Raw genomic sequence first — 18,196 nt, 5'->3', positions numbered from 1 at the left:
ATGAACGGCCCGCTGCAACCGCTGCATGCGCTGTATCGGAAAGCGCGCGACAAGTGGCTGTTCCAGCTGGGCGCCAGCGAGCCGGGCGAAGTCACGCTGACGATGCGCCGCGTGTTCATCGTGCCGACCCGGCCGGGCCTGGCCTTCGCCGGCCTGTTGCTGCTGATGCTGATCGGCGCCCTCAACTACAACCTCGGCCTGGGCTTCGCGCTGACCTTCTTTGCCGGCGCCTGCGCCGTGGCCGACATGGTCCAGACCGCCAGCAACCTGGCGCGCCTACAGCTGTCGCCCGGCCGCGCGCAGGCGGTGTTCGCCGGCCAGGAGGCGCAGTTCGAACTGCAGCTGCACAACCGCAGCAAGCTCGATCGCTACGCCGTCTGGCTGGGCTTCCAGGCCGACGGCGAACCGCGCCAGGTCACAGACATCCCGGCCGGCGGCGCCAGCGCGTTGCGGCTGTCGGCCGCCACCAGCGAACGCGGCTGGCTGGAGGCGCCGCGCATCCGCCTCGTCACGCGCTTCCCGCTGGGCCTGTTCCGCGCCTGGAGCTACTGGCGGCCGGAGCTGAAGGCGCTGGTGTATCCGGCGCCCGAGTTCCCGCCGCAGCCGCTGCCGTCCAGCGGCGCCGCCAGCGAGGATGGCCACGGCACCGTGGGGCTGGATAATTTCGCCGGCATCCGCAGCTACCAGCCGGGCGACCCGATGCGCCACCTGGCCTGGCGCCAGATCGCCCGCCACGATCCGGCGCTGGGCGGGCAGCTGGTCACCAAGCATTTCGACGGCGGCGCGGTGGCCGAGCTGTGCCTCGACTTCGCCGAACTGCCCCTGTCGATGGACCTGGAGCTGAAGCTGTCGCGCATGACGCGCTGGGTGCTGGAGGCCGAGCAGCGCGCCCTGCCCTACACCTTCCGCCTCGCTCAGCACGAATACGGCCCGGCGCTGGGCGACGCCCACCAAGCCGCCTGCCTGCGCGCGCTGGCGCTGTTCGGCATGGAGGGCAAAGCATGAGCGCCGCCTTGCCGCCGCCAGCCGGCGCCGGCCCGCGCGCTCGCCTGGCGCTGCGCCTGACCCGCGACAAGTCCGACACCTTGCTGTTGCTGGCCGCCGCGCTGATGGTGCTGGCGCCTCACTTCGACCACCTGCCGCTGTGGACCAGCGCCGTGGTGTGCGGCACGCTGCTGTGGCGCGCCGCCATCACCTGGCGCGGCAAGCGCATGCCGCCTCTGTGGCTGCTGCTGCCGGTCTCAGTGGCCGCGATGGCCGGCGTCTACCGCAGCTACCACACGCTGCTGGGGCGCGACGCCGGCGTCGCCATGCTGGCGCTGCTGCTGGCCTTCAAGCTGCTGGAAATGCGCGCCAGGCGCGACCTGTTCGTGGTGATCTTCCTCAGCTTCTTCGTGCTGCTGACGAATTTCTTCTACTCGCAAACCATGCTGACCGCGCTGTGCATGGGCGCCACCCTGATCGTGCTGCTGACGGCGCAGCAATCGTTCCAGTACACCGGCGCCGTGCCGCCGCTGCTGCAGCGCCTGCGCACCGCCGCCAAGACCGCGCTGCTGGCGGCGCCGCTGGCGCTGCTGATGTTCGTCGGTTTCCCGCGCATCCAGGGGCCGCTGTGGGGACTGCCGGGCGACGCCCACAGCGGCCACACCGGCATCTCCGACAGCATGGCGCCGGGCACGCTGTCGTCGCTGGCGCAATCGGACGCGGTGGCCTTCCGCGTGCGCTTCCTCGACAAGATGCCGACGCAGGACCAACTGTACTGGCGCAGCATCGTGCTGGGCGACTACGACGGCCGCACCTGGACCCGCGTGCCGCGCCGGCGCGGTCTGCAACGCCTGGACGTGGGCATCGCCACGCGCGGCCAGCCGCTGCGCCACGAAATCACGATGGAGCCCACCAACACCCGCTGGCTGGCGGCGCTGGAACTGAGCGGCCCGACACTGTCGCTGCCCGGCTACCGCGTGCGCGACACCGACGAACTGGAATTTTTCACCAGCGAACCGGTCACGCAGCGCGTGCGCTACGACGCCCAGGCCTGGACCGTTTTCCGCGTGCAGGCCGACGAGCAGCCGCAGCGCATGGCGCGCTGGACCGAACTGCCGTCCGGCTTCAACCCGCGCACGCTGGCGCTGGCCCGCACGCTGCGCCAGACCGCGGCCCCGTCGGCCGCCGCCAACGCCCCGCTGTCCGCGCGCGAAACCGCCGGCGCCGCGCTGCAGGCGATGCAGCGCTTCCACGACGGCGGCTACGTCTACACCCTGCAACCGCCGCTGCTGGGCCGCGACGCGGTCGACGATTTCCTGTTCGGCAGCAAGGCCGGTTTCTGCGAACACTACGCCGGCGCCTTCGTGGTGCTGATGCGCGCCATGGGCGTGCCGGCGCGGGTCGTGACCGGCTACCAGGGCGGCGAACTGAATCCGGTGGACGGCTACCTGACCGTGCGCCAATCCGACGCCCACGCCTGGGCCGAATTCTGGACGCCCGGCGCCGGCTGGCGCCGCGTCGACCCGACCGCCGCCGTCGCCCCCGAACGCATCGCCCACAACTTGGCGCAGGCGCTGCCGCAGCCGTCCGGATTCGGCCTGGGCCCCTTGCTGAACCTGCAAAACGACCCCAATTCGTGGCTGGGCAAGCTGAGATTCAACTACGCCGCGTTGAATAATGCTTGGAATCAATGGGTCCTGGATTACAATCCAGAGAGGCAGCGAGGTTTCCTTGAAGAACTAAGCTCGGCCTTCGCCAACTGGCGCAGCGCACTCGGTGCGGCGCTGGTGTGCGGCCTGCTGTACGGGCTGTACTGGCGGCGGCAACAGCGGCCGCTGGCGCCGCTGGACGGGCTGTACCACCGTTTTTGCCGGCAGCAGGCGCGCCACGGTTACGCGCGCCGCCCGGACGAGGGCCCGCTCAGCTACGCCGCCCGCCTGCGCACCATGCAGGCCGGCCCCGACAAGCATGCCGCGATGGAGAAATTTTTAACACTGTACGGCGCGCTGAAGTATGGCGACGCCGGTTCCGAATCACGCTCGGCGTCGCTGACGACGCTGAAAACACTGCTACCCTTATGCCGATGAAGACTCTGATTACCGCCCTGCTGCTGGGCGCCGCCACCCTCAGCCAGGCCAGCCAGGCCGCCGCCGTCGACCCCTACGGCTACAAGCTGCCGCCCAGCATGCAGCCGAAGAAAAAAGCGCCGGCCGCCAAGAAAGGCCCGCCGCCTATCGACTACGTCGGCGAGTTCGTCAACTTCGGCGAATGGAAGGAAGTGCGCGCCTTCCTCGACGACGTCGCCAGCCGCGACGGCTTCGACCGCGCCGCCCTGAACACGCTGATGGGCCAGGTGCGCTATGTCGATTCGGCGGTGCAGCTGGTCAAGCCGGCGCCGCCGGGCAAGCCGAAGAACTGGCAAGCCTACAGCCGGCTGATCGTCGACCCGGTGCGCATCGACAACGGCGTCAAATTCTGGAACGAGAACCGCGAAGCGCTGGAGCGGGCCGAAGCCCTGTACGGCGTGCCGGCCGAAATACTGGTCGGCATCATCGGCGTGGAAACCGTGTACGGCCGCAACACCGGCCGCTTCCGCGTGGTCGACGCCCTGACCACGCTGGCCTTCTCCTATCCCGAGGCGCCGCAGCGCAGCGAGCGCATGGCCTTCTTCCGCGGCGAACTGGAAGCGACGCTGCTGTTCGCGCGCCAGAACGAGCTCGATCCGCTGTCGCTGCGCGGCTCGTTTGCCGGCGCCATCGGCATGCCGCAATTCATGCCCAGCAGCGTGATGAAATACGCGGTCGATTTCGACGGCAGCGGCAAGGTCGACCTGCTCAACTCCGGCACCGACGCCATCGGCAGCGTGGCGGCCTTCCTGGTGGCGCACGGTTGGCAGCGCGACCTCGGCGGCCCGCTGGTATACTCGGCCGCCGTGTCGCCCAACCGCGCCTGGGAAAGCATGACCAACCAGGGCCTGAGCGCCAAGTACCGCCCGCAGGAACTGGCGGCGGCGGGCGTCACCACCACGGTGCCGGTACCGGAACAGCAAACCTACGGCCTGGTGGATTTGCAGAACGGCGCCGAGCCCACCGAGTACTGGCTGGCCAACAATAATTTCTTTGCGATCACTCAATACAACCGCAGTTATTTCTATGCGATGTCGGTGGTGGAGCTGGGACGCGCCGTGCGGCTGGCGCGCGGCGGTTTGTAAGGAAGCGTAAAGTCTGTTGCCGCGCAGACTTATCGGCTGTATTGTTTAGTTGACACTTGGCAATTATTTGTACAAACTTGCAGTAGCTGCCCGGCAAACGTAAGCCGATCTACAACAAAATTAATTTATAATTAACTTTGCGTGTTCATTAAAAGTGTGCACAGGCAGCTTAGCATATCAGTGGGTGTATAATTCTCACACAATGTTGCAACCGGACAACAATAACCCATGGCAATCAGGTTTTTTTATTGCTTATGAGTATTAGAAGGCGTGTTGTTGTACAATTGTGTATATATTATGAAACTTGTTATCCCGGAATCCCGTCCGTGTGTGAATTCGTTCCTTGGTAAGGATGAACATTAACGCAGCAAAGCGAGCTCCGAGTGTTGTACTTTGCAGGACAACTTTACAGAAGGAAAAGACGAAATCATGACAAACCAAGTCGGCATAGATATGAACAACGATGCGGATGGCGATGATCTGCTGCAATACAATCCCAACCGCCTGCTCGATACCCTGATCGAGAACCTGCGTCTGAAAAACGATGCAGCCCTGTCGCGCGCATTGGAAGTGGCGCCGCCGGTCATCAGCAAAATCCGCCACCACCGCCTGCCGGTTGGCGCTTCGCTGCTGATCCGCATGCACGAAGTGAGCGACCTGAGCATTCGCGACCTGCGTTACTTGATGGGCGATCGCCGCAACAAGTTCCGCATCAGCGACAAGCAGTTCAAGCCTAAAGAAGGCGAACCAGGCGGCCAAGGCTGATTGTAGCCGTCGTCCTGTAGCGACTCCCTCCCCCTTATCCAGGGGAGAGGGAAGCAACACCTTTACGCCGGGAATACCCCGGTCGACAAGTAGCGATCGCCGCGGTCGCAAACGATGAACACGATGGTTGCGTTCTCCACCGTTTGCGATATGCGCAGCGCAATCTCGCAGGCGCCCGCCGCCGAAATTCCACAGAAGATGCCTTCCTCGGCCGCCAGACGGCGCGCCATGCGTTCGGCCGCCGCTTGCGACACCGGCTCCACCTGGTCGACCCGCGTACGATCGTAGATCTTCGGCAGATAGGCTTCCGGCCATTTGCGGATGCCCGGGATCGACGAGCCCTCTTCCGGCTCGGCGCCGATGATCTGCACGGCCGGATTCTGCTCCTTCAAATAACGCGACACGCCCATGATGGTGCCGGTGGTGCCCATGGCGCTGACGAAGTGCGTCACGCGGCCCTCGGTGTCGCGCCAGATTTCCGGGCCCGTGCCTTCGTAGTGGGCGCGCGAATTGTCGGCGTTGCCGAACTGGTCGAGGATGATGCCCTTGCCGTCCTTCTGCAATTGCTCGGCCATGTCGCGCGCGTATTCCATGCCGCCGGTCTTGGGCGTCAGCATGATCTGGGCGCCGTAGGCCGCCATGCTCTGGCGCCGTTCCACGCTCAGGTTCTCCGGCATCAGCAGCAGCATCTTGTAGCCGCGCAGCGCGGCCGCCATCGCCAGCGCGATGCCGGTGTTGCCGCTGGTCGCTTCGATCAGCGTATCGCCGGGCTTGATGTCGCCCCGTTCCTCGGCGCGCTTGAGCATCGACATGGCGGCGCGGTCCTTGACGGAACCGGCCGGATTATTGCCTTCAAGCTTGCCCAGTATGACGTTGTTACGGGCCAGCGCGTCGGCGCCTGGCAGGCGCGTCAGCTGCACCAGCGGCGTGTTGCCTATCGTATCTTCCAGAGTCTTGTAAGCCATCGTGTTCTATCTTCAGTTATTTCGCCAAAAGAGGCATTTTAATCCGAGTTCGGATTGCGCGTATGGCAAGCTGCCTGAGGTTGAAGATTTTGCACCGCGCGGCCGCCTTGCGCTAGACTTGCAACACTTCTGTCACCACTTTCATTTTCCCGGAATCGTCATGGCTACAACCCCTATGGAACTGCTTCCCGAAGACACGCCGGACGAGCCGACGCCGCTCATCGGTCTCGACCTGGAAAAGCGCCGCCACCAGATCTTCCCCGTGCTCAGCGCGGCCGACATCAAGCACATGATGCGCTTCGGCCATGTGCGCCATTTCAACGACGGCGAACTGATCTTCGAAGCCGGCAAGACCAGCTTCGGCCTGATGCTGGTGCTCAAAGGCGGCATCGAAGTCAGCCGCTACGACGGCCTGGGCAACACATCCTACATCACCACCCATACGCCGGGGCAATTCAGCGGCGAGGTGGCGCAGCTGTCGGGCCGGCCATCGCTGGGCAATGGCCTGGCGGTCGGCGCGGTCGAGGTGCTGGTGGTGCCGTCCGAGTCGCTGCGCGCGCTGCTGGTCGCGCACGCCGAGCTGGGCGAGCGCATCGTGCGCGCGCTGATCCTGCGCCGCGTCGGCCTGATCGAGCAGAACTCCGGCGGACCGGTGATCGTCGGCCCGCGCGGCCACGGCCGCATCCACACGCTGCAAAGCTTCCTGTCGGCCAACGGCCACCCGCACAGCGTGCTCGATCCGGAACTGGACCAGCAGGCCGCCGACCTGATGGCGCACTACCAGCCGAAGCCGGAAGAGCTGCCGCTGGTGGTGTGCCCGGACGGCGTGGTGAAGAAGAATCCGACGGTGGTCGACATCGGCCGCTGCCTCGGCATGCTGCCCGAGATCGACAGCGAAAAAATCTGGGACGTGATCGTGGTCGGCGCCGGTCCCGCCGGCCTGGCGACGGCGGTGTACGCGGCATCCGAAGGCTTGTCGGTGCTGGCGCTGGAAACGCGCGCCTACGGCGGCCAGGCCGCAGCCAGCGCCCGCATCGAGAACTACCTGGGCTTCCCCACCGGCGTCTCCGGCCGCGCGCTGGCGGGCCGCGCCTACGTGCAGGCGCAGAAGTTCGGCGTCGAAGTGGCGATCCCCGCCCCGGCCGGCCGCCTGGTCTGCGACACCTATCCGCTGCAAGTGGAAATGTGCGGCAGCCTGCAACGGCTGAAGGCGCGCACCGTGGTGCTGTCGTGCGGCGCGCGCTACCGCCGGCCGTCGCTGGCCAACCTGCGCCAGTTCGAGGGCAAGGGCGTGTACTACTGGGCGTCGCCGATCGAGGCCAAGCTGTGCAAGACCGAGGAGATCGTGCTGGTCGGCGGCGGCAATTCGGCCGGCCAGGCGGCGGTGTTCCTGGCGGGCCATGCCGCCAAGGTGCACATGCTGATCCGCAAGGACAGCCTGGCGTCGACCATGTCGAGCTACCTGATCGAGCGCATCCAGGCCACGCCCAACATCGAGCTGCACACCCAGACGGAGATCGTCGCGCTGGAAGGCGATGAGGATGGCTTGAAGCAGGTCCGCATCCGTGGCACGAAAAGCGGCGAGGAATGCGACTACGACGTGTGCCGCGTATTCCTGTTCATCGGCGCCGATCCGAACACGGACTGGCTCAGCGACTGCGGCGTGGACGTCGACGCCCACGGCTTCATCCGCACCGGCTTCGACGTCACCAAGGCGCAGTGCAGGGCCAACTTCTCCGACGGCGTGTACCCGCGCGACCTGCCGTCGCGCGCAGCGCTGGAGACCAGCGTGCCCGGCGTGTTCGCCATCGGCGACGTGCGCGCCAGTTCGACCAAGCGGGTCGCCGCGGCGGTGGGCGAAGGCGCGGCCGTGGTCTCGCAGATCCACGCCTTCCTGGCCAACCTGCCGGCCGACAAGGTGTTCAACTAAACCCGGCGCTACGCCCGGCCTGGCAACGCCAGCCGGGCCGGCGTCGCCGCCCGCGCGGCTGGCTGCGGCCGTTGCAAGTGGGCCGCCGCCTCCCCCTTCAAATGGAATACCTTGACGGACTGCGCCAGTGCCTGCGCATGCTCCTGCAAACTTTCCGCCGCCGCCGCCGCCTGCTCCACCAGCGCGGCGTTTTGCTGCGTGATGTCGTCCATCTGCGTCACCGCCCGGTTAACCTCGCCGATGCCGGTGCTTTGCTCCTGGCTGGCGGCGGTGATCTGCGCCATGATGTCGGCCACTTTTTGCACCGAGGCCACCAGCAGCGTCATGGTGCTGCCGGCGTCGTTCACCAGCTTGCTGCCGGCATCGACCGTTTCCACCGAAGCGCCGATCAGTTGCTTGATCTCCTTGGCCGCCGCCGCGCTGCGCTGCGCCAGGTTGCGCACCTCCGACGCCACCACCGCGAAGCCGCGCCCCTGCTCGCCCGCGCGCGCCGCTTCCACGGCGGCGTTGAGGGCCAGGATATTGGTCTGGAAAGCGATGCCGTCAATCACGCCGATGATGTCGACGATGCGGCTGGAACTGGCCTTGATCGAGCCCATCGTATCGACCACCTGCGCCACCATCGCGCCGCCCTGCACCGCCACGGTGGAAGCGTCGGCCGCGAACTGATTGGCCGAGCGCGCACTGTCGGCGTTCTGCTTGACGGTGTCGGTCAATTGTTCCATCGAACTGGCGGTCTGCTCCAGCGAACTGGCCTGGGCCTCGGTGCGCGACGACAGGTCGGCATTGCCGCGTGCGATCTCGTCGGTGGCCACCAGCATCTCGTCGGTGCTGGAGCGGATGCGGCCTATCATGCTGGTCAGGTTGGTGTTGATGGTGTTCATCGCATCCATCAGGTGACCGACCTCGTCGTCGCGCTCGATGCGGATGTCGTGGTCCAGATCGCCTGCCGCAATATTGCGCGCGGTGTCGATCGCATGGTCGAAACTGAGCTTGATATGACGGTAAATCATGAACAGGCAAACCAGCGACACGCCGACCAGCAGCGCCAGCAAGGCGATCGCGGTCCAGAACGCCATATTGGTGCTGTGGGTCGAGGCCGTGACCGCCGCGCCGGTGCGCTCGTCGAGCAGCACCAGGAATTCATTCACCGGCTGCATGATCTTGGCTTTGTTCTTGTGATACTGCTCGTCGTGCATGATCTTGCGCGCCATCTCGGGATCGGGCGGCCCAGTCTTGGTGAACTTGCCGCTGCCGTCGTCGAACAGGCCTTTGACGGCATTCATGGCGATCACCTCGGTTTTCACCAGCCCGTCCGAATTGGCCTGCGCCTCTTTCAGCTTGCCGAATTCCTCATCGGTGAAACCGGCCTGGCGCATCAACTCGGCCAGCGCGATGGTGTCGCCGTCGGGCGTCGGCTTGTCGATGCCGGCCGCGACGAAATCCCAGTAGATGCGCTCGTAGTGCTGCGGCCGCGGCTTCTTGCCGTTGCGGATGTCGAGGATGTCCAGGTATTCTTTTTCGTACTTGGGATCGCCGGTGACGACGTAGGTGCGGGCCAGCCGGGTCAGGTCGTCCGAGCTTTGCCGCAATTCGTCGGCCAGCAGATAGGAGTGGTAGCGCGCTTCGTTCGCACGGTTCAGCTCGCCTTCCTTGGTCGAGATGCGCACCAGCGCCCACAAGGTCAGACTGGACAGCGCGAGGCTGACCAGAAAGAACACGATGAAAATATTCTTGATCGAGAATTTGCTTTTCATGAAGGCTCCCAGTGATCGGTTCTCGGATCATTGTAGACCCAAGCGCACCAATCTGGCGCGTCGCACGAAACTGCAGGCAATACTGTTGCTTCCTGGTGATATTGATTGGCTAACGAAACCTATTCCGGCAGGCGCGCCCACTTCTGCATCGGCGTCGATTTCATGAAATTGATCGCCAGCGCAGTCGCTTCGGGCAAGGCCTGCTTGCGCGACGTCGCCACCACCACCCAATCCTGGTCGTCGGTCAGCGCCTGGACGAAGTGAAGGCCAAACTCAAGGTACTGAAGGTCGAACACCGTGCGCGGCGGGGGCTGCCCGTCACCGCGCGGCAAGGTTTTTGCCAACTCATAGTTCTGCTGTGAATACTGGCGGCGCAAAAAACTCAGCACCAGCAGCGCGCCTGCGTCTGGATGGGCTTTGTCGAAATAGCCGTACATGCATTCCCGTGTCGTCCTCTTCACGTCCAGTATCAGCGTCGTTTTGAACAGCGCTTCAAACTGCGCTAGCGGGAACGGCGGGCCAAGCAGCGCGCGGCATTGCGCCATGTAAGGCGTATCCTTCGGGTCGGGCGCCGGCGTCGTTTCCAGCCTGGGGCCGTCATCAAAAGCGGCGGCCACCGATTGCGCCTGCGCGCTGGCGGCGCACAACGCGGCAGCGACAAGCAAGGCGCGGCCCGGAGCCGGTATCCATGACGTCATTGCGCAGTTCTCTCCTTGATGCGTTTCAGTTGTGCCGACTGGTAGGCGCCGAAGGCGTCGTTGAACAGGCAGCGTATCAAAGGATCATCGACGATGTCGGCATCGGGCGGCGCACCGTTGATGCGCATGTACATCGACGTCAGCGACTCGCCCAGCGCCAGGCCCGCGTACAGCTTGGCGATCGGGATTTCGGTCATCCAGGTCGGCGCTTCCTCGTCGCCGGCCAGCGCGATGTCGTCGCCATGGATGCGGTAGCGGAACTGCTGCGCCACGCCCTCATGATCGTAGACCGACAGCTGCCAGATGCAGGGCGTCTCGAAGTAGCTGTCCGGCGTCAGCTCCATGTCGCGGTATTTTTCGAGCAGGCCGGTACGGCAGTAGTCCAGCGCCAGCGCGGCGTGTTCTGCGCTCAGCGGGGCGAAGTGGCGGGCGATATCGGACGTCGGCGGCGGCGTGATATCGGCATCGTACTCGTAGTCGACATCCTGCTCACCCACCGGCAACACCCACGACAGCGGCGCGGCTGGCGCCAGCCCTTGCGGTGTCAGCTCCACCGACACCGAAGGATTCAAGCGCACGACAGTTGCGCCGGGCAGCCACGCGCTGACCTCGTCGGCGAACTGGCGGTAGGTGATCGGGAACAGCGCGTGGTTGTACCAGGACCACGGCTCCTGCACGAACTGGCAGGAACTTGGCACCACGTAGCGCGGCGCCAGCGCCTGCAACTGCTCCGGCCATTCTTCCGGCAACTGCGGCACACCACCCTCCGCGCGCGACGGCGCGATAACGTCGATCTCGCGCATGGTCTGGAACGGCCACAGTACCATGTCCCACGGCGCGTAAGGCTTGAGCTGCTCCAGCGTTTCCGGGTCCATCCACGAATCGACCACGTTGAGCACATTCAGTCCGGCGGCGCGGATGTGGAACATCGAATCGACATCCGAATCCAAAGCCTTGCGCGGAATGACTTCGATCGCGCCAACCTGCACCGGCGCATCCACCTTCAACGGCAGCACGTTGACGAAGCCCAGCGCGCGTATCATCGCGAACAGTTCGTCGAACAGACAGTACAGATAGATCGGCGTATCGCGGTCGAGCAGGTCCAGGCTCTCCAGCGAACAGTGGTCGTCATGAAAATGCGAGATGAACACCGCATCCGGCTTCATCCCGCGTATCTGCGCAAGGTCGAAGCGCACGTCGGGGAAGGCATGGCAATTCCTGCTGAACGGGTTTTCAAATATGGGATCGAATGCGATCAGCATGCCATCGCATTCGAAGACATAACCTGCGTGCAGGATGCGGGAGATTTTTAGCGTCATAGAATGGGTGAGCGACAACGGGGCCGCGATGATATCGCATTCAAACCGAAACAGCGGAGAGATTGCGTATCATCCGCTTTGCCGTTTGCCGACTCCCCTGCGGCATCAATTTATTGAGAGTGAATGCTTCCAGCTCTGCCTTCAACGATTGCTGCATCGCTGGATCGTTCTCCAGCCAATCCAGGGCTTTCGTCTGCCAGTAACCAGCTCCGGAGGTATTGAAAGCCTCCCTTAACAACGATTTCGTCGGAAATTTTCGTATGCTTGCGGCATATTGAGGAAATCGGAGTTCAGCCGTCACCAAAAACTCAAGGAAATCCTGAACGCCCAATTCAAGGACCGGCAAGAGGTGCACGCACGTGAGACCCGAATCAATTGTGAGCACTTGCCCATGAGACTGCATGCACCAGCCATCGTACGCATGGACTCCAAGTTTGCGCTCACTAATTTCCAACAGCCAGCAGTAAGGCCACGCTTCATCGCCAAGGAAAAGTGAGGGCGCGCTCATTTTGCCTCCCAGGATTGATGCCGTACCGCCAGCCCCGTCATTTCCGCTAGCCACTTGGGGAGAAAATGCCGATAGAAATTAGTCCAGTTTTGGCCATAATGCCCGCTTTGCTCGTTGGTCAGAAATTCCCCGTGAGGCCCGCGCTGAAGCATGCCGCCCAGGACATAACTATGTACCGCATTGATCGAATGCGCAAGTTGTTGGTGCGGCGATCCATTGAAGCTGCATATGCTAGGCCGACCAGTCACAAATTGCCGCGCCGATGGCACATAGACAAACTCGACGCCGTTCCCTGGCGGGTAGTAACGGCACAATGCGCGGACCGAGGTTGTATCGGTAATTCCAATAATTCCCGCAGCCGGACCAGAGCCGCCGGTGACAGGCCAACCTGATGCTTTCTCCGCCATGTAGTGAGCTCAAAAAGTTCACTGTACGGCGGAGTTCTCAATCAGAGTCTGAGCAAAACGGCTTCAACGCCATTTAACGCAGCGGCGTCGGATAGCTGGCCGGGCTGGCGTTGCCGTCGTTGTCGATGGCTTGCACGCCGAAGTAGTAGTTGTCCTTCGACAGCGGCATCGTGAACTCGGTGGCCTTGCCGACGAACTGGCTGCCCTGCCATTCGGCCGACGAGGTGTCGCGCCAGACGATACGGTAGCCCGCCAGGTCCGGCTCGGCGTTGGCTTGCCATACCAGCTCGGTATCGTTCTGCAGCTTGGCGGTGCGCACCTGCACCTTGGCCGGCGCGGCCGGCGCCAGCGACAGCGAGGACAAGGCCGCCGCGTTCACCCGCGCCACCTGGGCGATGTAGTTGAAGTCGTCGTACTGCGGCAGGTCGCCGATCAGCACGCCTTTCTCGGTGCGGATGTTCTGGTGCTGGTGGTTGAAATCCTCGGCCGGCTCGGTGAAGCGCAGCGCCGCGTAGCCGCGCTCCAGGAACGGCATGTGGTCGCCGCCGCGCAGGTAACGGTCGCGGCGCTGGATGACGTTGACCTTGAACTTAGGCACATAACGCTCGCCCGCCTCCTTCACCGCCCGCGCCAGCTGGCGCGACAGCGAATCGTTCTCGCCGCCGGTCTGGATCAAGGTGCGCACGGCGTCGCTGTTTTCCTTCTGCACCGGCAAGCCTTCGGCGAACAAGCGCACTTGCGTGTTGTCGACCTTGCCGTGCTCGTCGTGCGAGCTGCCGATGATGTCATTGGTGAACATGCCGGCGATGTTCAGGTTCTTTTGCTTGGCCTGCTCGGCCCAGTGCGCCGCGCCCAGCAAGCCCTGCTCTTCCGCCGCCACCGTCATGAAGACCAGCGTGGCGTCGAATTTGTACTTGGCCATCACACAGGCCATTTCCATCACGGCGGCGGTGCCGGAGGCGTCGTCGTTGGCGCCGGGCGCGTCGCCCTTGGCGTCCATGATGTCGGTGTTGCGCGAGTCGTAGTGGCCGCTAACTACGTACATGCGGTCCACGGACGCGGGCTGCGTGCCCGGCAGGGTCGCCACCACGTTGACGATCTCGGTGGGGCGGCCGATGCGCGCGGAGACCGGCGCGATGTGGCTGTCGAACGCCACTTGCAGACGGCCGCCCTGGGCCGCGCCGCAGCGCTCCAGCTCGCTCTTGATCCAGCGCCGCGCTGCGCCGATGCCTTCAGTTTCGGAGACGGTGTCCGACATCGTGTGGCGGGTACGGAAGCCAACCAGCTTGTTGATATAGCCTTCGATGCGGGCCGGAGAAATCTCCTGGACGATCTGGTCGATCTGGGCCTGGTGGCGGGTGGTGTCGGGGGTAGCCGCGACGGCGGGCACGGCGGCCAGCACGGTCAGTGCGGACAAGATGAGCGAATTTATATGCATCTGCTGTCTCCGGTGAAATGGTCGCAATATCTTCTCACGTAACCGCGAGTAATTGACGCCCGGAAACAAATCATCAACAAAAAAACGCCGGCCTGAACACGTCCAGTACCGGCGTTTTTAAAACAGAATTACTACTTGGCAGGTGGAGCGGCTGGCGCGGAAGCGGCAGCGGCTTTGTCAGCCTTGGCGGCGGCTTTCGCTGCAGCCTTGTCGGCTTTGGCGGCTGCCTTGTCGGCGCCTTTATCGGCCTTGGCGGCCGGAGCCGCTGCGGCTGGCGCGCCGTCCAGCGGCTTGCCGTTCACTACCAGGCCAGCTTGCGACAGCTTGACGGCGCTTTTCTCGCCGATGCCCTTCACGCGCTTCTCGAAGTCCGCCCAATCCTTGAAATCGCCTTTTTTACGCTCTTCCAGGATGGCTTTCGATTTGACCGGACCGATGCCCTTGACCGAGTCCAGCGCGGCGGCGTCAGCCTTGTTGACGTCGACCTGCGCGAAAGCGAAGCCCATGGTTACGATCAGGGTCGCAACTGCCAGCAAAATTTTCTTGAACATGTCTCAATCTCCATGAAGGTGGGTGAAAAGCAAGGGCGACAACCGCGCCTTGAACTCACTTAACGGCCAGCCTCGACGACGGTTGACAGATAATCTATGAAGGTTTTGTGACATGCATCAGAAGCCGGCCATCAAGCGCTGAACAACTCCTCGCGCGTGACCGTCGCCGTGCCCAGCTTGCCGACCACGATGCCGCCGGCGCGATTGGCCGTCTGCACCGCTTCATTCCAGCCGACACCTGCGCCCAGCATGGCCGCCATGGTGGCGATCACCGTGTCGCCTGCGCCGGAGACGTCGAACACCTCGCGCGCCTGCGCCGGCATGTGGAATTGCTCGCCGTCGGTGTACAGGGTCATGCCCTCTTCCGAGCGGGTCAGCAACAGCGCATCCAGTTTCAGCTCGGTACGCAGTTGCTGCGCCTTGGCGGTCAGTTGCTCTTCGCTGTTCCAGCTGCCGACGATGCGCTTCATTTCCGACTTGTTCGGCGTCAGCACGGTGGCGCCGGCGTAGCGGGAGAAGTCATCGCCTTTCGGATCGACCATCACCACCTTGCCGGCGGCGCGCGCCGAGGCGATCATGTCGGCCACGTTGACCAGCGAACCCTTGGCATAGTCCGACAGCACGATCACGTCGTAATCGGCCAGCAGCGCCTTGAACTGCAGCAGCTTGTCGCGCAGCACGGTATCGGTCGGCGCTTCCTCGAAGTCGATGCGCACCATCTGCTGCTGGCGTCCGATCACGCGCAGCTTGATGATGGTGGAGATCGCGTCGTCGCGCTTCAGGTAGCTGTGGATGCCGCCGCTTTGCAGCATCTGCTCCACTTCGTTGCCGGCTTCGTCGGCGCCGACCACACCCAGCAGGCCGGCGCGCGCGCCCAGCGCTGCCGCGTTGCGCGCCACGTTGGCGGCGCCGCCCAAGCGTGCTTCGCGCTTCTCGATGCGGACGATGGGCACCGGCGCTTCCGGCGAAATGCGGCTGACGTCGCCGAACCAGTAACGGTCCAGCATGACATCGCCCACAACCAGGATGCGCACTTTATCCAGTGCCGGTGCTTGATAAGTCGTGACGTTGGTGCTCACAGTGGCCTCGTTAAACTCGGGTCAGGATGGAACGGCCGATGCCGTGGTATTCAAAGCCTGCTTCGGCCATCACTTCCGGCTCGAACAGGTTGCGGCCGTCGAAGATGATGGCTTGCTTCAGCGACGACTTGATGCGATCGAAGTCCGGGCTGCGGAAGGCCTTCCATTCGGTCACGATCACCAGCGCCTCGGCGGCGGTCAGCGTGTCCATCGGCGTGGTGGCGAAACGGATGCGCGCCATTTCTTCCGCGGTCAGGTCCAGCTCCAGCACGCGCTTGGCTTCCGTCATCGCGACCGGGTCGTAGACCGCCACCGTCGCGCCGCCGTCCAGCAGCTGCTTGATCAGCACGCGAGCCGGGGCTTCGCGCATGTCGTCGGTGTTCGGCTTGAAGGCCAGGCCCCAGACGGCGAAGTGCTTGCCGCTCAAATCCTCGCCAAAGCGCTTGACCACTTTCTGGCCCAGCACCAGCTTCTGCTTGTCGTTGACCGCTTCCACGGCGCGCAGGATCAGCAGGTCCTGGTCGTACTGGCGCGCGGTGCGTTCCAGCGCCTGCACGTCTTTCGGGAAGCAGGAACCACCATAGCCGGCGCCGGCGTACAGGAAGCTGTGGCCGATGCGTGGATCGGAGCCGATGCCATGACGGACCGCTTCGATGTCGGCGCCCACCTGGTCGGCCAGGTTGGCCAGTTCGTTCATGAACGAGATGCGGGTGGCCAGCATGGCGTTGGCCGCGTATTTGGTGAACTCGGCCGAACGCACGTCCATCCAGAAGGTACGCTCGTGGTTGCGGTTGAACGGCGTGTACAGCTTCTTCATCAGGCCGTGGGCCTTCTCGCCTTCCGGCGTGCTGTCGCAGCCGATGACGATGCGGTCGGGACGCATGAAGTCTTCCACCGCCGCGCCCTCTTTCAGGAACTCGGGGTTCGACACCACCGAGAACTTGGAGGCGTCACCGCGCGTGGCCAGCTCGGCCTGCACCGCAGCCTTGACGCGGTCGGCGGTGCCGACTGGCACGGTCGACTTGTCGACGATGACCTTGAACTCGGTCATGTACTTGCCGATGTTCTTGGCGGCGGCCAGCACGTATTGCAGGTCGGCCGAACCGTCTTCGTCCGGCGGCGTGCCGACGGCGATGAATTGCAGGCAGCCGTGGGCGACCGAGGCCGCAACGTCGGTGGAGAATTGTAGGCGGCCGGCGGCGCGGTTGCGCGCGACCACTTCTTCCAGGCCCGGCTCATGGATAGGGATGCCGCCGTTATTCAACAGGTCGATTTTCTTCTGGTCGACGTCGAGGCAGAAAACGTCGTTACCCAGTTCGGCGAGGCAAGCGCCGGTGACGAGGCCTACATAGCCGGTGCCGATGATGGTGATTTTCATGTTGGTGCTCTTTTTAGTTCATGACGTTGAGTTCTTCGGTGCGGCGCGGCGGGTAGGTCTCCCAACGGCTGCATCCCGGGCACTGCCAGTAGAACTGGCGCGCCTTGAAACCACAGTGGCTGCATTGATAACGCGCCAGCTTTTGCGTATAGCCGTGTACCAGGTTCTTCACCATCGACAGTTCCGGCACCAGGTTGGCCGGTGCATCCATCAGGCGCGCCTCCAGCAATTTGTCCAAGCCCAGCAGGGTCGGCGTGCGGCGCAGCTCATTGCTGACCAGCTGCTTGGCGGCGTCCACGCCGTCCAGCTCCAGCACCGCCTTGTACACCACTTCGATCAGGTCGATCGACGAAGCCTGTTCCAGATAGGATTTGAGCAGGTTGACGCCTTCCTGCGGACGGCCGACCTTGCGGTAGGCGTCCATCATGCGCTGCGCCACCAGCGCCGTATGCGGCACGCTGATTTGTTCGACGCGACGCCAGGTCAGCAGCGCGCCTTCGACATCGCCCTGCGCCAGCTGGGCGTCGCCGCTCAGCATGGTGGCGCGCACGTTGACGCGGTCCGCCTGTAGCGATTTATCCAGCAATGGCAAGGCCTCTTCGGGATGCATGTGCACCAGCGCATCCTGCGCCAGCTCGCAGTAGAACTGCGCGATTTCCTTCTGGCGCGAACCGGCGCCCGATTCCTGCAAGCCCAACGCCGCCTCGATGGCGCGCGGCCACTCCTTCTCGCGCTGGAAGATCTCCAGCAACGCGCGGCGCGCCTGCACCGCGTACTGGCCGCTGACCATGGCGTTGAAGGTTTCCTCGGCGCGGTCCAGCAGGCCGGCCTTCAGGTAGTCCATGCCCAGCTCATATTGCGCATGCTCCTTCTGCTCCTGCGGCAGGTCGGGACGCGACAGCAGGTTCTGGTGCACGCGGATGGCGCGTTCGGTCTCGCCACGGCGGCGGAACAGATTCCCCAGCGCGAAGTGCATGTCGGCCGTTTCCGGGTCCATGCGGACGATCTCGATGAAGGCGTCGATGGCCTTGTCCGGCTGCTCGTTGAGCAGGAAGTTCAGGCCTTTGAAATAACCGCGCGGCAGCGTGCGCGATTCCGACACCAGTTGACGTATGTCGACGCGCGCGGCGACCCAGCCCAGTCCGAAGAAGACCGGGATCCCCAATAACCACCAGAGTTCGAATTCCATGCTTTGTATTTTTTATT

General features: G+C 63.9%; 16 protein-coding genes. 5 read left to right on the top strand and 11 right to left on the bottom strand.

Annotated features, from left to right (window positions below; genetic code table 11):
- The 4 genes from D0T21_RS23235 (at position 1) to D0T21_RS23220 (ending at position 4,960) form a co-directional block, all read left to right on the top strand.
- The gene (locus D0T21_RS23235) at positions 1-1,005 is read left to right on the top strand and encodes a DUF58 domain-containing protein (RefSeq protein WP_116992887.1); all 1,005 of its coding nucleotides are present in this window, start codon (positions 1-3) and stop codon (positions 1,003-1,005) included.
- Complete coding sequence (locus D0T21_RS23230; protein WP_116992886.1) at positions 1,002-3,071, top strand: DUF3488 and transglutaminase-like domain-containing protein; 2,070 nt, start codon at positions 1,002-1,004, stop codon at positions 3,069-3,071. Before D0T21_RS23235 ends, D0T21_RS23230 begins: the two co-directional genes overlap by 4 nt.
- The gene (gene mltB / locus D0T21_RS23225) at positions 3,062-4,195 is read left to right on the top strand and encodes a lytic murein transglycosylase B (RefSeq protein WP_116992885.1); all 1,134 of its coding nucleotides are present in this window, start codon (positions 3,062-3,064) and stop codon (positions 4,193-4,195) included. Before D0T21_RS23230 ends, mltB begins: the two co-directional genes overlap by 10 nt.
- Positions 4,196-4,624: 429 nt before the next feature.
- On the top strand, positions 4,625-4,960 hold the full coding sequence (locus D0T21_RS23220; RefSeq protein ID WP_008446241.1) for a hypothetical protein: 336 nt from the start codon (positions 4,625-4,627) through the stop codon (positions 4,958-4,960).
- Positions 4,961-5,022: 62 nt separating this feature from the next.
- Here the strand turns inward: D0T21_RS23220 and cysM are convergent, their stop codons facing one another.
- Entirely contained in the window at positions 5,023-5,925 is a 903-nt protein-coding gene (gene cysM / locus D0T21_RS23215) for a cysteine synthase CysM (RefSeq protein WP_116992884.1), read from the bottom strand.
- 160 nt (positions 5,926-6,085) lie between these two features.
- On the opposite strand from cysM, the gene D0T21_RS23210 reads away from it, so the two are divergent.
- Positions 6,086-7,855: a cyclic nucleotide-binding domain-containing thioredoxin-disulfide reductase gene (locus D0T21_RS23210; RefSeq protein ID WP_116992883.1), complete on the top strand. Its 1,770-nt coding sequence runs from the start codon at positions 6,086-6,088 to the stop codon at positions 7,853-7,855.
- Between the two features lie 8 nt (positions 7,856-7,863).
- Here D0T21_RS23210 and D0T21_RS23205 read toward each other — a convergent pair whose 3' ends face one another.
- The 10 genes from D0T21_RS23205 to lapB all read right to left on the bottom strand — a co-directional run bounded on the left by D0T21_RS23205 (position 7,864) and on the right by lapB (position 18,179).
- Entirely contained in the window at positions 7,864-9,612 is a 1,749-nt protein-coding gene (locus tag D0T21_RS23205) for a methyl-accepting chemotaxis protein (protein WP_116992882.1), read from the bottom strand.
- A gap of 119 nt (positions 9,613-9,731) precedes the next feature.
- The gene (locus D0T21_RS23200; RefSeq protein WP_116992881.1) at positions 9,732-10,310 is read right to left on the bottom strand and encodes a hypothetical protein; all 579 of its coding nucleotides are present in this window, start codon (positions 10,308-10,310) and stop codon (positions 9,732-9,734) included.
- Positions 10,307-11,629, bottom strand: coding sequence for an MBL fold metallo-hydrolase (locus D0T21_RS23195; RefSeq protein ID WP_116992880.1), 1,323 nt, complete (start codon positions 11,627-11,629; stop codon positions 10,307-10,309). The genes D0T21_RS23200 and D0T21_RS23195 overlap by 4 nt, the downstream gene beginning before the upstream one ends.
- Before the next feature lie 40 nt (positions 11,630-11,669).
- A complete protein-coding gene (locus D0T21_RS23190) occupies positions 11,670-12,137 on the bottom strand; it encodes a hypothetical protein (protein WP_116992879.1) in 468 nt (155 codons plus the stop codon).
- On the bottom strand, positions 12,134-12,544 hold the full coding sequence (locus D0T21_RS23185) for a polymorphic toxin type 43 domain-containing protein (protein WP_116992878.1): 411 nt from the start codon (positions 12,542-12,544) through the stop codon (positions 12,134-12,136). The genes D0T21_RS23190 and D0T21_RS23185 overlap by 4 nt, the downstream gene beginning before the upstream one ends.
- Positions 12,545-12,617: 73 nt before the next feature.
- The gene (locus D0T21_RS23180) at positions 12,618-13,982 is read right to left on the bottom strand and encodes a M20/M25/M40 family metallo-hydrolase (protein ID WP_116992877.1); all 1,365 of its coding nucleotides are present in this window, start codon (positions 13,980-13,982) and stop codon (positions 12,618-12,620) included.
- A gap of 131 nt (positions 13,983-14,113) precedes the next feature.
- Positions 14,114-14,533: a DUF655 domain-containing protein gene (locus D0T21_RS23175; protein ID WP_116992876.1), complete on the bottom strand. Its 420-nt coding sequence runs from the start codon at positions 14,531-14,533 to the stop codon at positions 14,114-14,116.
- A gap of 131 nt (positions 14,534-14,664) precedes the next feature.
- Positions 14,665-15,612, bottom strand: a complete 948-nt coding sequence (gene rfaE1 / locus D0T21_RS23170; protein WP_116992875.1) for a D-glycero-beta-D-manno-heptose-7-phosphate kinase — start codon at positions 15,610-15,612, stop codon at positions 14,665-14,667.
- A gap of 10 nt (positions 15,613-15,622) precedes the next feature.
- Positions 15,623-16,990 (bottom strand): UDP-glucose/GDP-mannose dehydrogenase family protein, encoded by a 1,368-nt coding sequence (locus D0T21_RS23165; RefSeq protein WP_116992874.1) that lies wholly within the window; start codon positions 16,988-16,990, stop codon positions 15,623-15,625.
- Between the two features lie 13 nt (positions 16,991-17,003).
- Positions 17,004-18,179 carry a lipopolysaccharide assembly protein LapB gene (gene lapB / locus D0T21_RS23160; RefSeq protein WP_116992873.1) on the bottom strand — a complete coding sequence of 392 codons (1,176 nt, stop codon included), beginning with the start codon at positions 18,177-18,179 and terminating at the stop codon, positions 17,004-17,006.
- Positions 18,180-18,196: the final 17 nt, after the last annotated feature.

Origin of the sequence: Duganella sp. BJB476 (assembly GCF_003416895.1) — a bacterium.
Taxonomy (GTDB): domain Bacteria; phylum Pseudomonadota; class Gammaproteobacteria; order Burkholderiales; family Burkholderiaceae_D; genus Rugamonas.
The sequence above is the reverse complement of the archived record's forward strand: the minus strand, read 5'-3'. Positions and strand labels throughout refer to the sequence as shown.

Coding starts and splice junctions, on each gene's coding strand:
- D0T21_RS23235 (WP_116992887.1), top strand. CDS start 1: ATGAACGGCCCGCTGCAACCGCTGCATGCGCTGTATCGGAAAGCGCGC.
- D0T21_RS23230 (WP_116992886.1), top strand. CDS start 1,002: ATGAGCGCCGCCTTGCCGCCGCCAGCCGGCGCCGGCCCGCGCGCTCGC.
- mltB (WP_116992885.1), top strand. CDS start 3,062: ATGCCGATGAAGACTCTGATTACCGCCCTGCTGCTGGGCGCCGCCACC.
- D0T21_RS23220 (WP_008446241.1), top strand. CDS start 4,625: ATGACAAACCAAGTCGGCATAGATATGAACAACGATGCGGATGGCGAT.
- cysM (WP_116992884.1), bottom strand. CDS start 5,925: ATGGCTTACAAGACTCTGGAAGATACGATAGGCAACACGCCGCTGGTG.
- D0T21_RS23210 (WP_116992883.1), top strand. CDS start 6,086: ATGGCTACAACCCCTATGGAACTGCTTCCCGAAGACACGCCGGACGAG.
- D0T21_RS23205 (WP_116992882.1), bottom strand. CDS start 9,612: ATGAAAAGCAAATTCTCGATCAAGAATATTTTCATCGTGTTCTTTCTG.
- D0T21_RS23200 (WP_116992881.1), bottom strand. CDS start 10,310: ATGACGTCATGGATACCGGCTCCGGGCCGCGCCTTGCTTGTCGCTGCC.
- D0T21_RS23195 (WP_116992880.1), bottom strand. CDS start 11,629: ATGACGCTAAAAATCTCCCGCATCCTGCACGCAGGTTATGTCTTCGAA.
- D0T21_RS23190 (WP_116992879.1), bottom strand. CDS start 12,137: ATGAGCGCGCCCTCACTTTTCCTTGGCGATGAAGCGTGGCCTTACTGC.
- D0T21_RS23185 (WP_116992878.1), bottom strand. CDS start 12,544: ATGGCGGAGAAAGCATCAGGTTGGCCTGTCACCGGCGGCTCTGGTCCG.
- D0T21_RS23180 (WP_116992877.1), bottom strand. CDS start 13,982: ATGCATATAAATTCGCTCATCTTGTCCGCACTGACCGTGCTGGCCGCC.
- D0T21_RS23175 (WP_116992876.1), bottom strand. CDS start 14,533: ATGTTCAAGAAAATTTTGCTGGCAGTTGCGACCCTGATCGTAACCATG.
- D0T21_RS23165 (WP_116992874.1), bottom strand. CDS start 16,990: ATGAAAATCACCATCATCGGCACCGGCTATGTAGGCCTCGTCACCGGC.
- lapB (WP_116992873.1), bottom strand. CDS start 18,179: ATGGAATTCGAACTCTGGTGGTTATTGGGGATCCCGGTCTTCTTCGGA.